Raw genomic sequence first — 13,152 nt, 5'->3', positions numbered from 1 at the left:
GGTGAACTCGCCAACGATCTCCGGAAATCCACGGGAAAGGCGAGTCCGTAGAAAGATCACCCGCCAACCATCGCTGGGCGTCACAGCCAAGGAAGCGGATCAGCATGGCCAGCAGGGGCGGAGCGGTCAGACAAGCCACGACCACATCGGCGACCCGGTCGAGTCGAGAGAGCTCATCGTGGTGCCCGCGGGTGAGCGCCACGAAGAGGCACTGGCCTCCTATCGTTCCGGCGAGAAGGATGAACGCGGCCACCGCAAGGGCCAGCCCGGCGAAGCCGATGTGCAGTACAGCCCAGGCGCTCACTACGCCGCAGCCTGACGACGCTCGCGTATGCGATCGATGCACCGGCAAGACGACGCCCGCGACGGCCCGGCGGCCTGGTGTAATCCTCCGATCTCGGCTGATTCGTCATGGACGTCATCACAGCATGTGAAGCGTTGCGACGAGGTGCAGTGACAGGCTCTGGCCCCAGATCTAGGTGATCTGTTCACGCTCTTTCGCTTCGCGAGTTCCGCGAAGCCGCCGGCTTTCGGACGACACTGCTCCGCCTGTCCCGGGCTGCCGCCGCCGCGGCGGTTGGGGTAGGCGGGCGACGGCTCGCCGACCTGGACGCGGTCGGCGGTGACGATGGCCAGGTGCCCGGCGAGCAGCTCGGCCACCAGGCGCACGTCGGTGTCGTCACCCGACAGCCGGACCGTCACCGGGCGCACCCGCGGTCGCACCGGTGGCCGGTGTGGCTGCCGGGTCACCGCGGCTCTTCCTGGTCGAAGGGGTCGGTGGCGGTCGCGCCGAACATGATGTCGCCGAACGCCTCGCTGAACGCGCACACCAGGTGGTGTTCATCGATCCTGCGCATCAGCGCCGTCACCGACGGGTGGTCCGGGGCGTCACGCGGGACGCCGAGGCGGTCCAGCAGGATCTGTGTGCGGCGGGCATGCTGATCGCGTTCCTGTTCGTCAGTGAGGCGTTGGAGGAAGTAGCCGGCCTCTCCGATCAGATCTTGCAGCTCCTCCAGCCAGTACTCGACATCGCTGTCGGCTTGGTCGTGGCGGTCGCCGGGGTCGGGGATGGAGGCCAGCATCCCGTGGGCAGCCACCACGTCGACGGCGTAGGGGCGGGGGACCGCGCCGGTCGCGACCGCACGGCCCCAGAACGCCAGCGCCTCGACAAAGGGGACCGGGCCGTCGTAGTCCAGGTGCGGATGGAGCAGCCGGTCGTCGGGGTCGGGGAAGTCGAAGAACATGAACATCGCGCTCTCGGCCCTTCAGCCTTCGGCCCGGTGCGGGTTGAGGTCCCGCCACGCCCGCGTGAAGGCATCGCTCGGCGGCGGTGAGGGGTCGTAGCGGCCGGTGTCCGGGCACAGATAGCCCCACCCGCCCCAGACGCCGGGCGCGGAGGCCACCATCAGGGTGAGCGTGGCACCCGGTTCGTGCAGCTCGGTGACCTCGTGGAACAGGTTCCGCGGGAGGTCGTTGGTGCCGCCGGGCCGGTGCTCGGCGTGCTCCTGGTGGACGCCGCCGTCAAGGATGTAGCGGTCCTCGCTGTAGCCGCCGGTCAGTACGTGTGCGGTGAACGGCCACGGGTGGCTGTGCGGGCGGGGCCGGCCCTTTTCGCGCACGTCCGGCTCGAACCAGAGGTTGATGCGTCGCAGCAGTCCGGCCGGGTGGTCTTGCAGGGTGAACTCGGCCTTGTAGCAGCGGCCGGTGGTCTCGTCGGGCACCAGGCCCCACCGGTGAGGGGTTGTCCAGTCCCGCCACGTCAAGCTGACGTCGGGGGCATGCGCGGTGAGCGCGGCCGCGGCCGCCTCGTACTGAGCGGTGGTGACGGTCAGTCCCGGCGCGATCGTCGCGGTCATGATGGTCATCGCGGCCTCCTGGTCTCGCGGTGCTGGGCGAGCAGGGCGGTGATCCAGTCCGGCAGCACCGACATGGGGGCGTCTCGCTCGACCTGGTAGACGCGCTCGGCGACGATCGAGCCTGGGCCGACGACGTAGCCGCCGCGGCCGCCGGCGCCGGGCCCGCGGGTGTCGATGCCCTCGCCGAGCGGGCTCACGCCGCCGGAGGTGGACCCGACCACCACACCACCGGGCGGGGTCCGGAAGTACAGGTGCCTGCCGCCGGATGGCGTCGCGATGGTGAGGGTGTGCGGCCACGGCTGGCCGCGCGCGGCGCACGCCGCGGCGAGGCTCTCGGCGCCGTCGACGCGAGTACGGTGCCCGTCGCCCGGCACGTCGAGGTCGAGGACCACGATCTGCGAGGCCCAGCAGCCGACGCCGATGTTCGCGCCGGGCGGCCAGGACGCCAGGTCGGGGGTGCGGGTCGCTGCCCGTTGCCACCCGGCGGGCGGCGGCTGCTTGGCGCCGGGTGGGAGCGCGAACACCGCCAAGCCCAGCGCCAGCGCGCGGCCCGGGTCCGGCGCGGGCTCACCTGTGACCGTCTCCGGGCCGGTCACCCGCATGAGCAGGGGTAGGCGTCATCGGCGCCGCACTCGGTGCATCGGTTGTCACCGCAGCTGCAGCGGTATCCGCCGCTGGCGCCGCATTCCGCACAGACTTCTTCCCAGAACGCGTCGGTGCTGGCCGGGTGGCGGGTCCCGTCGTAGAAGCGGGTGGAGGTGGTGGTCTGGTCGTCACCGCAGGGGACGGACGTCTGCTCACCGAACGGCAGATCGGGGAGGGTGACATCGGAGACGTAGGCGACGTCGCAGGTGGTGCAGGCGAACACGTCTTCCCAGGTGTGGACGGTGAAGATGCTGCCGGGGTACCGGTCGGCGTGCACGACCCGGCCGTCGCACCGTTCCTCGCCTTCCTCCTGGCGGCGGGGGCAAGGTCCGCCGTGGTCGCACGGGTTGCCGGTGAGCCGGTAGGTGGAGCACCGGCACGGCTGGTCGGGTTCCGCGCCGGAGAAGGTGGCCTCCCGGACGGCGCGGGCCGCCCGGACCGATTCCTGGCGCCAGAGCCGGACCGTGGAGCCGACGGTGAGGGTGGTGTCCGGCCAGTTCTCGCGGCGCGCCCAGCGCGCCTCGGCCAGGATCCGGTCCGCGACATCCTCATCGACCGGCCCCGGCGATGAGGGCAGCGGGAGGACTCGGCGCCAGCCGGTGAACGCGTCGCCGGCGTCATCGGCCGGGGTGAGGGTGAGCCGGTCCCCGTCGGCGGTGACCTCAACGGCCGCGAACTCGGGGGCGTCGGTGTGGTCGCGCTCGGCGAGGACGGCGGCGCGGGCGACCCCGTGCGGCTCGCCGGTGTGGCGGGCGCGGTCACGGGCGGCGCGGGTGAGAGCTCGGGTATCTGTCGGCATGGTGCCTCGTCTCCGGCGGGCGGGCGTCCCACGTCCGCCCCTACACCGTCGTCGGTGCGTTGCCGCGGGCACGTTCGAGCAGGAAAGAAGGGGGAGAGCTTCACCGGGGCGCTGAGTCTGAGACTTCTTCTCCGTGGCGCCATCGGCCCGTGGGTGGCCGTTGGCTCGGACCGGTAGGCGCTCCACCGGTACCACCGGGTGCCGATGCTACATCGGGTGGTTCAGCCGGTCCAGAGATGTCGGTGGAGCTTTCCATGTTGATAGTTTCTGACCCAGGCGGCGGGATGGCGGAGGTGGACCGGCGCGCGCCACGGGCCGGGTTCCCCCTGTCGATCACGATGGCGGGCTACGGTCGGGCCGTGCGTGACCGGTTCCGCGACGCCGTCGTCCCCCTGCGCCAGCCCGACTACTGAGCTGGTCCGGAGATCCGTGAGCAGTAGCGGCAGATGCGGTCGATGATCTGGTCGGGGGTGTTCTGCTCCCTGGACGAGCTGACCAGCACACTGCAGAACTGGATCAAGACTTGGAACGCCCATGCACGGCCCTTCACCTGGACCGCCACTGGGACGGCCGCCTGCACGAGATCCTCTACACCTGGATCCTCGACCACCCCACCCTCAGCGGACTCCCCGAGCGACCAACCCAACAAGACGGCTGACCCCCGATCCACATCCCACCCGGAACCCGCAGCTGAGCAAGCCCCGTGGACAGGCCGCGGCTCCGCTCACGGCTCCGGCCATCCCCCGCAGCCGCCCCGGCAGATGCTCAGCGATCCTCCGATCGGATGCCAGGCTCCGAGAACAGCACGAGAGGATGACCGCCATGACCGGAAAGGCTGATGCCGACGACCAGGCCCGGCCCACGAGCGACCAGGACGACGCGCCGCCGCAACGGCTGCTTCGGGCCGCAGTCGACCCTGAATGTCAACGGCCAGTCAGTCAGTAGTTCGTCCCCGCACGTCACCCTGAACTCGGCCAGGCCGACCGGGATCGGCTCCTGCACGGTGATCGGGCCGCACCCGGCCGGTCCTCCTCGCGGCCGCAGCCCGGAGACCCCATCGCCCAGATGCAGGCCCGCGGCCGGTTGCTGCGGGGCACGGTCTCCCTCGGCGTCCTCGGCGCCGCCGACCTGACGGTGACCGGGCTGCTCCGACTCGATCCCGATCAGTCGATGCAGCAGTATGAGGGGGTCCAGCCCACATAAGCCCAAAACCCACACTGGGATGATCTTGAAGGCTGTCGAGGGGTGCTGATCCACGCGGCTGCGGCCGGGTTGTTCGACGGTCAGGTTCGCCGTCCGCTGCCCGGCAGGCGGGTTATGTTGCGGGATAACCCTCGTTATCTGGCAAGATGGCTTCGATCTGAATAGTGCGAGCTGGGCGGACGGCGTCCGGCGTATGCCGTTCGTTTCACGGTTATCTGGCAACTCGCCGGATGGGTGGGAGGACCTGTGGGAGCCGACCCGGTTCTGATCGAGAAACTCGGCCGAGAGCATCCGCTCACCCGGCATCTGGACGACTTCCTGACCGACCTGGACAACGCCGGCGCCTCTCCGCACACGATCCGCGCCTACCGGGGCGACCTGGTCGCCTTCGCCGCGCACATCGACGGCGACGTCGATCAGCTGTCCGCAGCGCCGGTCCGCGCCTACCTGGCCGAGATCGCCGCGCTGACACCCTCCACCCGCAAACGCAAGCGGGCCGCGGTGGCGTCGTTCTGCAAGTGGGCGGTGCGGCACGACCTGCTGGCCGCCAACCCGATGGACCGGATCGCCACCATCAAGGTCCCCAAGGCACTACCTCGTCCCGCTCCGGCCGCCGACATCGCCAAGGTCCTCGGCGCGATCTGCAGCCGCCGGCCGCGCAAGGACCTCCCCCTGGGCCGGCTCCGTGACCGGGTGCTGTTCGAGACCGCCTACGTGTGCGGGGCCCGCGCCGCCGAGGTGTGCGGGCTGGACGTCGACGATCTGGACCTGCGGTTGGACGACGAACACCTGCGCATCCACGGCAAGGGCGGCACCGTGCGCACCGTGCTGCTGGACGACCGGGGGCACGTCGCGCTGCTGCGGCTCTACCTGACCCGCTCGGGCTACACCCACGGACCGCTGTTTCGCGCATCCATCAACGGCCGTGGCGGGGCGCTGTCCTACGACGCCGCCCACCACCGCTGGGAGACCTACTGCGCCGCCGCCGGCGTCGACATCGACATCCACCAGCTCCGGCACGCCCACGCCACCGAGCTCATCAACGCCGGGGTGTCCATCGAGACCGTCCGCCGCCGCCTCGGCCACTACAGCACCCAGACCACCCAGCTGTACACCCTGCTTGACGACAAGGTCGCCGACGCCGAAATCCGTTCCGCGCGCCGCCGCAGAGAACGCTCACGGTGACCAGCGATAATCAGCGCTGGAACCTCGCCGTCATCCCAAAGCTCAACGTCCCAACAGCACCCAAGGCGGCATGGCGCGCGGGGCCCATGAGAAGAAGACTTTTGTCCCGCATCCGAACCACGATGTGCGTGCTCGTCGTGCGCCACAGAAATCCAGGGATTAGCCTCCCGGGCCCAGCTGTGGTGAGCTTGGCCGTATTTGGCCACCGGTGTCTTTAGATGGCGGCGACTCCGCCTCGTGGTTCACGTGCACCACGGACGCGACTGCTGGTTCATGCCTTCGCGACACGACCCTATAACCAGGATGGTTGGACATGTCCAGCGCCTTTTAGTTGATTGGACGCTTCAACCTGCAAGGCGGTGAAGACATCTTACCGGCCTTTGGGTGATCACTTTGACACGCAGAGTGACAACTCGACCGGGATGCATGTCCGCTCAATTATTGACATGCTCTATTGAGCGTTGTTCCCTAGGCAGTCAAGAGCGAAAGGAGCATTTTGTGCCTCAATCGCTACGTGCCGCGACCATCATCACAGCGGCTGCCTGCGCCATCGCAGCGGGGGCTCCGGCTGCGTCCGGCCTGACAACCGCTTCCACACCCCACCGCATCACAACCGCCAGTGTCCGCCTCGATCCGGGCGGGAATGCCCGCCCGAACTACACCGGCCGACTGTACCCGTCCGGCTGCAGAGACCACTCCTACGGGCCGTCCGTGCCCGGGGACGCCAACGGAAACGCCCGGAACGACTTCAAACCCAACTGCTGGGTCGGCGACAACTACATCACCGGCGCGCTGTTCGTCGCCGGAATCCAGGTCATCAACCACGACTTCGGCTACAACGACGGTGGCCGAGACGGCCTCTACGGCCCCAACACCAAGGCCGGCGTCAAGGCATGGCAAAGCGACCATTCCCGCACCGCCGACGGCATCGTGGGGCCGAACACCTGGTACGACTACGGTGACGTGCTTTACTACAGCTACACCGGATCCAATTTCTGGGCATACAACGTCGCCGGTGACGCGAACCGCTTCTTCAAGGCAAACTACAAAGGCACCGATGGGCACTTCGGCCCTTGGTCGATCCGCTGCGGAGAAGTAGGATTCGAGTTCGGCACGATCAACTACCCCAACCCCAAGGCGCCGTGCATCTGACCCGAGGAGGCCCAAGCCATGAACAGATCTCGCGTGGCCCCCGTCACGGCTGCCGCGGTCGCCGCCCTCTCCGTCGCCACGGTAGGCATCGCCAGTTCCGCTCTCGCATCCCACGGTGACAACGCCCGGCCCGCGGCCCGATCAGCCGCCGCGAAGCCGGCCAAGCACTGGTTCCTGCACGCCAACGACTACCAACGCCAACACCCGCCGACGACCGCGCAGCGCAAGAGCGCCCAGGCCGCTCCCCACGTCACCGACCGCGGACCCGCCTCACACAAGCTCCAGCAGGCACTCGCCCCGCTGCTGGCCGCCTACATCGCGCGCATCAACGCCGCGCAGGACATCGGCTCGGGAGCTCAAACCGGCGGCAGCGTCACCTGGAAGGCCAAGAACGGCGGATTCCTAGCCGCAAGCACGCAGAAACTCACCGAGCCGCTCCCCATCGAGTTCATCGGCGGCGACAAGACCACTCAGGTGCACACCCTCTCCAGCGGCACCCAGTACGTCATCATCGACCGCAGCCCCGTGCTCATCCAAGCGATCACCGTCCGTCCTGACGGCAGACAACTCCAGATCACCTTCGGTGCCACCCGGCCACACGGCCAACCGCTCCCCACCGCGGCGAACCTTCAACGCCTGGTGACCAAGCTCGACAGCGTCGCTGTGCACTGACGCCGTACCGGAGGGGCGCCGGCGAGTCGGCCGCGCCCCTCCCCGGGACAGCCGCAAGCACATGCGTAGTCAGAACCCATCGGGGGACCACGAATACATGACGCGGCGAGGCATGGCCACTGTGCCCTCGGTACTCGCGATGACGGCCAGCGACGCTGCCGAGACCGTACGCCGGGCCGGCTTCACTCCCGCTTTCACCTCACCGCTTGAGGTGACTGACGTCACCAGCGGCTCCGACCGCGTGATTGCCCAACGACCCCACCCTGGACACCGCGCACCGGCCGGGTCGGCCATAGAACTCACGGTCAGTGATCCAGATAGAGCTGATGGCTGAGGCCAGAACTGGAGCGGCGCCACGGCGCCGGCAACTCATGCCGCTGGAAGGCTGCGCCCGCCTCACCCGCGACTTCATCGCCTTCGCTCGCATCCGGTCCTGGTCACCCGTCACCCCCCACCGGGCGCGACGTCGACCTGGGCTCACCCCCGGCGGTTCTGCGCCGACCGGATCCCCGGCACGGACAGGAGCCATCACTGGCGCAAGGGGCGCCGCGGGGTACCCCGGTCCCGGCCCCGCGTGGGCAGCGTGAACCTCCCCGTGGACCGGGGATGCCTGCGGCTACGCGGCTTCTTGCAGGGTGTCGAAGTCGACGTCGGCGAGTTGGGCGTCGAAGGCTTTGGGGCGCAACTGCAGGACGTCGGTGGCGTACAGGCCGAACCGGGCGATGTGCTCGGTGAGGTAGGGCGACAGCTGGGCGATGTCCTCAGCTGAGATCTCCCAGCCCTCGGCGATGAGCTGGCGGATGATCTCGGTCATGTCCAGCGCGGTGTGGAAGATGACGCAGTTGGCCAGCAGCGAGTTGAACTTGATGGTCTTCTCCTGCTCTGCCGGGTCGTTGCGGTTGATGACGCCGCCGTTGCCGAACCGCAGCCATGCGGCGAACCCGTTGTAGGCCTCGACCTTGTTGGTCACCGCGGTGACCCGCCGCCGCAGCGCCGGGTCTGCCAGGTACCGCAGCAACGCCACGGTGCGGACGCTGCGGCCCACCTCGCGGAACGCCCGGTAGATCTCGTTGCGGCGCGAGCCCGACCCCAGCCGCCGCAGCAGCGTGACCGAGTTGAGCCGGCCCTCGCGGATGGAGATCGCCACCCGCATCAGGTCCGGCCACATCTTCTCGATCAGCTTCCAGTCGATCACGTTCGCACGGCCCGACCCGTCGGCGAACAACGCCCCGATGTGCTGGTAGCGGGCCTCCCCCGAGTGCTGGAAGTAGGTCAGGCCCTTCCAGTTCCGGATCCGCGGCATCAGGTCGAACCCGAACAGATGTGCGAGGGTGAAGACCGGGAAGCTCTGCCCCTGGGTATCGGCATGGACGGTACGGGGCTTGAGCTCGGAGGCGTTGGCCAGCAGCCCGTCGATGATGTAGATCGCCTCCCACGCCCCGCACGGCACGAAGCGCGAGAAGATCGCGATGTAGTTGTCCGACACGTAGTGGTAGGCGATCCCGCCGAAGCCCCCGTACCGGATGTGGCTCTCGGCGACCAGGTTGTCGATGTAGGTGTCGACCTGGGTGCCGTCGGTGCCCACGCTGCCGCCATCGCCCCACGCCCGCACCACGTCCAGCTGCGCGAACGCGTTGACCACCTCGGCGATCGCCTTGTTCAACTTGGCCAGGGTGACGTGCCGGTTGCGGGCCAGGGAGATCTCGTGCGCGGTGATCCCGGCGATATGCCGGGCCGCCTCGTAGGGGCCCATGTTCGACCCGCACGCGAACGTCGTGAGCACGTACCGGTCCTGCGGCTTCTTCAGCTTGGGCTCCTTGCCCGAGGCCGGGCCGAAGTGCCGCCACCAGCCCAGCCAGTACGCGGTACGCGACAGGATCTGGATCAGCGTCCGCTCGGGCAGCCGCGCCTTGATCTCCTCGCCCAGCTTCACCGCCGTCGCCGTGGTGCCGACCCCGACCAGCTTCTTCAGCGTCGGGACGCCGTCATCGTCGAACGACAGGTCCTCGTTGTCGTGGTACCCGGCGTCCAGGCTCGCCGCCGCGGCCGCGTGCCGCTGTTTCAACTCCGCCACGAACCCGTGCGCGTCGGAGGGCAGCCCCGCCTCCTCGCAGAAGACCGGCAGCAGCGCCCGGCACTCCTCGAACGACAGCAGGTGCTGGCTCCAGTCGCCGTACTCGGCGCCGCCGGCGACCGCGACATCGCCGGTGCGCAACTCCTCGGCCAGATAGGTGAACACCATCGCCTCGAAGTGCCGTTTGACCAGCATGCCGGGGTGCTTGCGGTCCCGGATCGCCCGCCGCCAGTTCACCGACACAAACGACAGATCCAGCGGAACCCCGTCGACGTGATCGGGGATGAAGTCCCGCTTCTTGCTCCAGTACGCCAAGGCGTGGTCCAGCGCGTCCAGGACGCTGTGGTCCTCGGAGGTCGCCTCGAACTCCAGCCGGCCGGCCAGCGCGAGCATGGTCGGCCGATCGGACTTGAAGTACTGGCCGATCAGCAGCTCGTGGTTGTCGCCGCGGTAGGCCGTCACCTCCTCGATCGCCTCCAGCTGGTCGTTGAAGCCGCCCGCCTCCTCCACCACCTGGCACACCGCCCCCATGCCGGCGGCCTGCACCCGCACCGCGTTCAGCAGCGCCTCCACCACAGCCGCTAGATCACCGGCCGGCCCGGCCGCCGGGGCGCCAGCCCCATCAGCGGTTTCATCAGCGTCCCCGCCATCCGCGCCGGGACCGGCCATCGTCGACAGCACCGACAACAGCATCTGCGCGGCAGCCGCCTGCGCCACCCCCGCCGCCCCGGTCGGCGCCAGCCCCTGCAGCACCTGCCGATACGTGCCGATCAGCTGCTCGGTCACCGCCCGCTGCCGATCATGGATCTCCGCCAGCCGCCGCTTGGCCTTGTTCACATTGACGGCCATCCGCTTGCACATCATCTGCGCCAGATCGTCGCGGGCCCGCGCCTGGGCGGTGTAGACCAGGCAGGCCAGCAGCGCCAGCCGCTTGACCTCGCTCGAATAGCTGCGGGCCAGCACATCGGCGTCCGCGGCGTGCGCCTCCCCGGCGAAATCGGCGATCTTGGAGGCGGCGATGCCCTCCAGCACCGCCGCCATGTCACCCAATCCGTTCGTCCACTCCAGATGCGCGGCCTGGCCCTTGAACTTCGACCAGGTCGCCCGCCCCGCCGCCTGCTTGAGCCGCTGCAGATCGCTCTTGCCGCCCGGCCCCACCACCAGCAGTGCCTGAAGCCGCGCCCGCGCGTCCCGGCCCAGCCGGATCCAGATCTTCTTGAAGATCGAGGAGTTCACCTCACCGCGGACCTTGGACTCCATCGCATCCAGCGTCGAGAACGCCGGCAGCTCCAGCGACGCCTGCACCAGCCGCTCCAACGCCGCGTTGATCAGGTCCGCCGGATCGTTCTTCACCCACGCCGCTTCATACATCGCCTTGCCCGCGATCTTGCGGACCTTGCCCGGCGCGTACGTCACCCCCACATAGCGCCGCACCAGCACCCGATGCGACTGCGCCGTACGCGGCGCCGCGTACACCGGCTCGACGTCCTCGCCCAACTCCAGGCACCGACGCACATGCTCGGTCACCGCCGGCGGAACCTCCCGCGCCTTGGGGAACCGCGCCATCTTCTGGAAGCACTTCAGCGCCAGCGTCAACGCCAGCAGATGCTCATCGCTATCAGTCCGCTCCCGCGCCCACACCGCCTCATCCGGCGTCGGCGTGAAGAACACATGCAGTTCCTTGGCCATCACCAGCGGCTTGAACACCGGATACGCCGTCCGCTCCGCCGTCGTCACCGCCGCACCAGCCAGCGACCAGAGCCCAGCCCGAACCCACCCATCACCAGCGACTCCCGCCACCCGCGACATCAACGGACGCGCCACACCGTAGCCACGCAACTACACCCAGCGCAGGCGAACGAGACCAAATGCTGCAGACGGGAACCAGCCAACCAACGACTGGCCAGGTCAGCGCACCCCAGCAGCCTTCAAGATCATCCCAATGTGGGTTTTGGACTTATGTGGGCTGGACCCCTATGAGCCCCTGCTCCAGGCCGGGTTCGGTGCGCTCGCCGCCGGCGTGATCACCTATCTCCTGCGCGCGATCTACCTGCTGGTGGCGCCTGAACGCGTTCCGCACACCGACGCAGAAGGGTCCCACCGCGAGTTTTGCGGTCAATACCTCACCGACGCAGACTTCGACGCCACCTCACGCGCGCTGCTGGTCCGGGCCCAGACCGCTATCGATACGATCCGGTCCTCCCGCGTGCAGCAACTGGGGCTGCTGGATGAGATGCGCACCGAGGTCGTGCTCCCCGCCCAGGAGTGGCAGATCGCCCAAGCCCTGCACACCCAGACCCGGCTGCGCGCCGAACAACAGGACGCCGCCCGCCACGACGGCCCTGACATGGACGCCGTACTGGCCCCCCCCAACGGCGGGCACTGCAACTGTCGGTCGACGGGATCACCACCCGGATCCGGGCCCTGGAGGCCTATGCCGAGCAGACACGGCTCGCCGACCAAGCGCACGCCCGCTGGGAGACCATCAACCGCCTCACCGAACGCAACGAGACCTACCTCGACCTGCTGGCCGCCACCGTGACCGATCCACTCGCAGTCGCCGAGATCCAGGACCTGGACTCCGAGGCCCGCCGCGTCGCCGAATCCCTCAAGACCAGCATCGAGGAAGCCCGCGACACCGGACGACTCCTGGTCGAGGTCGTCGAGATCGAGCCACGTCCCTGACCCCGCCTGCCCGGTCGGGCTGTTGGCGGAGCGGAGCCGATCGGCGCTGTGCGGCGCCTGGCCCGCCGCGTGCCGCGCCGGCCGATCCGCTGATGCCGGCCTGGGCGGGCAACGGCTGGTCATCGGGTACGCCCAGCGCCGCACGGTACTGGGCGTCCTGCTCAGTTCGCCGCTGCCTGAGCGCGGCCCGCCGCTGCTTCTTCCCCACCCTCGGCACTCTAGAGCCCTCGGCGGACCCTGCGCGGGCAGCCGTTCCCGCTGCCCGAAACGTCCGGTCGTTGGACTCGGCGGTGGTGACCGGCCGGCGGTCTCTTGATCTCCTGCGTGGTGCGGTGGAGGCTGGTGGGCGTGGCGGGGAAGAAGAAGGACGCCAAGCAGCGGCGTCGGGCCAAGCGGTTGGCCGAGCGGGCGGACCAGTTCGAGCGGCATGCGGCGCTGGTGAACCAGCGCGCCGGCGATTCGCGGTTCGTGCAGCGGGTGACCGACGCGCAGGGCCGGGTCACGGTGACGCCGGGCGAGGGCGAGGAGGCGCAGGTCGCTGACGCGCTGCGGCAGCAGGAGGAGCTGTTCCGCGCCGAGTTCGGCAGGGAGATGGGACCGGATGATCCGGTGTTCTTCGACCCCGACGCCGACGAGCCGGTGCCGGTCGATCCGGACAGGATGATGGCCGAGGTGCGCCAGGAGGCCGAGCGGATGACCGACCCGCAGATGCGGGCGTACCTGCTGGCGTTCGCCGACTGCGGCTACATGGTGACCGAGGCCAACCAGCACACGTTCTCCGCGCACCAGGTCGAGGCCTTCATGGACGCCGTCGAGCGGCACCTGGGCTGAACCGACCCGGTTGACCCGGTTGACGTCGCGCGGCCGCGTGCGGAGGCTGG

The 13,152-nt window shown here is 69.1% G+C and carries 17 protein-coding genes; 10 read left to right on the top strand and 7 right to left on the bottom strand.

What is annotated here, in order from left to right:
* Position 1 precedes the first annotated feature (1 nt).
* A complete protein-coding gene (locus QP089_RS02780) occupies positions 2–319 on the top strand; it encodes a hypothetical protein (protein WP_285909570.1) in 318 nt (105 codons plus the stop codon).
* Here QP089_RS02780 and QP089_RS02775 read toward each other — a convergent pair.
* From QP089_RS02775 to QP089_RS02755, 5 genes are read right to left on the bottom strand one after another with little or no spacing between them, the layout of a single operon-like run.
* Entirely contained in the window at positions 304–702 is a 399-nt protein-coding gene (locus QP089_RS02775; protein WP_285909569.1) for a hypothetical protein, read from the bottom strand. The two genes, QP089_RS02780 and QP089_RS02775, sit on opposite strands and share 16 nt — an antisense overlap.
* Before the next feature lie 44 nt (positions 703–746).
* Positions 747–1,250, bottom strand: a complete 504-nt coding sequence (locus tag QP089_RS02770) for a hypothetical protein (protein WP_285909568.1) — start codon at positions 1,248–1,250, stop codon at positions 747–749.
* Between the two features lie 15 nt (positions 1,251–1,265).
* Positions 1,266–1,865, bottom strand: coding sequence for a hypothetical protein (locus QP089_RS02765; protein WP_285909567.1), 600 nt, complete (start codon positions 1,863–1,865; stop codon positions 1,266–1,268).
* The gene (locus tag QP089_RS02760; RefSeq protein ID WP_285909566.1) at positions 1,862–2,452 is read right to left on the bottom strand and encodes a bifunctional DNA primase/polymerase; all 591 of its coding nucleotides are present in this window, start codon (positions 2,450–2,452) and stop codon (positions 1,862–1,864) included. The genes QP089_RS02765 and QP089_RS02760 overlap by 4 nt, the downstream gene beginning before the upstream one ends.
* Positions 2,449–3,300, bottom strand: a complete 852-nt coding sequence (locus tag QP089_RS02755; protein WP_285909565.1) for a hypothetical protein — start codon at positions 3,298–3,300, stop codon at positions 2,449–2,451. The genes QP089_RS02760 and QP089_RS02755 overlap by 4 nt, the downstream gene beginning before the upstream one ends.
* Positions 3,301–3,554: 254 nt before the next feature.
* Here QP089_RS02755 and QP089_RS02750 point away from each other — a divergent pair, with 254 nt between their 5' ends.
* Positions 3,555–3,713 carry a hypothetical protein gene (locus QP089_RS02750; RefSeq protein WP_285909564.1) on the top strand — a complete coding sequence of 53 codons (159 nt, stop codon included), beginning with the start codon at positions 3,555–3,557 and terminating at the stop codon, positions 3,711–3,713.
* A gap of 110 nt (positions 3,714–3,823) precedes the next feature.
* Complete coding sequence (locus QP089_RS02745) at positions 3,824–3,958, top strand: hypothetical protein (RefSeq protein WP_285909563.1); 135 nt, start codon at positions 3,824–3,826, stop codon at positions 3,956–3,958.
* A gap of 107 nt (positions 3,959–4,065) precedes the next feature.
* Here QP089_RS02745 and QP089_RS02740 read toward each other — a convergent pair whose 3' ends face one another.
* Complete coding sequence (locus QP089_RS02740; RefSeq protein ID WP_285909562.1) at positions 4,066–4,518, bottom strand: hypothetical protein; 453 nt, start codon at positions 4,516–4,518, stop codon at positions 4,066–4,068.
* 231 nt (positions 4,519–4,749) lie between these two features.
* On the opposite strand from QP089_RS02740, the gene QP089_RS02735 reads away from it, so the two are divergent.
* The 4 genes from QP089_RS02735 (at position 4,750) to QP089_RS48700 (ending at position 7,846) form a co-directional block, all read left to right on the top strand.
* Positions 4,750–5,688 (top strand): tyrosine-type recombinase/integrase, encoded by a 939-nt coding sequence (locus QP089_RS02735; protein ID WP_285909561.1) that lies wholly within the window; start codon positions 4,750–4,752, stop codon positions 5,686–5,688.
* 711 nt (positions 5,689–6,399) lie between these two features.
* Positions 6,400–6,840 (top strand): peptidoglycan-binding domain-containing protein, encoded by a 441-nt coding sequence (locus QP089_RS02730; RefSeq protein ID WP_285909560.1) that lies wholly within the window; start codon positions 6,400–6,402, stop codon positions 6,838–6,840.
* 18 nt (positions 6,841–6,858) lie between these two features.
* The gene (locus QP089_RS02725; RefSeq protein WP_285909559.1) at positions 6,859–7,512 is read left to right on the top strand and encodes a hypothetical protein; all 654 of its coding nucleotides are present in this window, start codon (positions 6,859–6,861) and stop codon (positions 7,510–7,512) included.
* A gap of 61 nt (positions 7,513–7,573) precedes the next feature.
* Positions 7,574–7,846, top strand: a complete 273-nt coding sequence (locus tag QP089_RS48700; protein ID WP_353070433.1) for a PASTA domain-containing protein — start codon at positions 7,574–7,576, stop codon at positions 7,844–7,846.
* A gap of 282 nt (positions 7,847–8,128) precedes the next feature.
* Here QP089_RS48700 and QP089_RS02720 read toward each other — a convergent pair whose 3' ends face one another.
* A complete protein-coding gene (locus QP089_RS02720) occupies positions 8,129–11,323 on the bottom strand; it encodes a Tn3 family transposase (protein ID WP_285909558.1) in 3,195 nt (1,064 codons plus the stop codon).
* Positions 11,324–11,528: 205 nt separating this feature from the next.
* On the opposite strand from QP089_RS02720, the gene QP089_RS02715 reads away from it, so the two are divergent.
* From QP089_RS02715 to QP089_RS02705, 3 genes are all read left to right on the top strand, one after another.
* Positions 11,529–12,128 (top strand): patatin-like phospholipase domain-containing protein, encoded by a 600-nt coding sequence (locus QP089_RS02715; RefSeq protein WP_285909557.1) that lies wholly within the window; start codon positions 11,529–11,531, stop codon positions 12,126–12,128.
* The gene (locus tag QP089_RS02710; protein WP_285909556.1) at positions 12,125–12,271 is read left to right on the top strand and encodes a hypothetical protein; all 147 of its coding nucleotides are present in this window, start codon (positions 12,125–12,127) and stop codon (positions 12,269–12,271) included. Before QP089_RS02715 ends, QP089_RS02710 begins: the two co-directional genes overlap by 4 nt.
* 348 nt (positions 12,272–12,619) lie before the next feature.
* A complete protein-coding gene (locus QP089_RS02705) occupies positions 12,620–13,102 on the top strand; it encodes a hypothetical protein (RefSeq protein WP_285909555.1) in 483 nt (160 codons plus the stop codon).
* Positions 13,103–13,152 lie beyond the last annotated feature (50 nt).

It is taken from the genome of Actinomadura opuntiae (genome assembly GCF_030283205.1).
GTDB lineage: Bacteria > Actinomycetota > Actinomycetes > Streptosporangiales > Streptosporangiaceae > Spirillospora.
The sequence above is the reverse complement of the archived record's forward strand: the minus strand, read 5'-3'. Positions and strand labels throughout refer to the sequence as shown.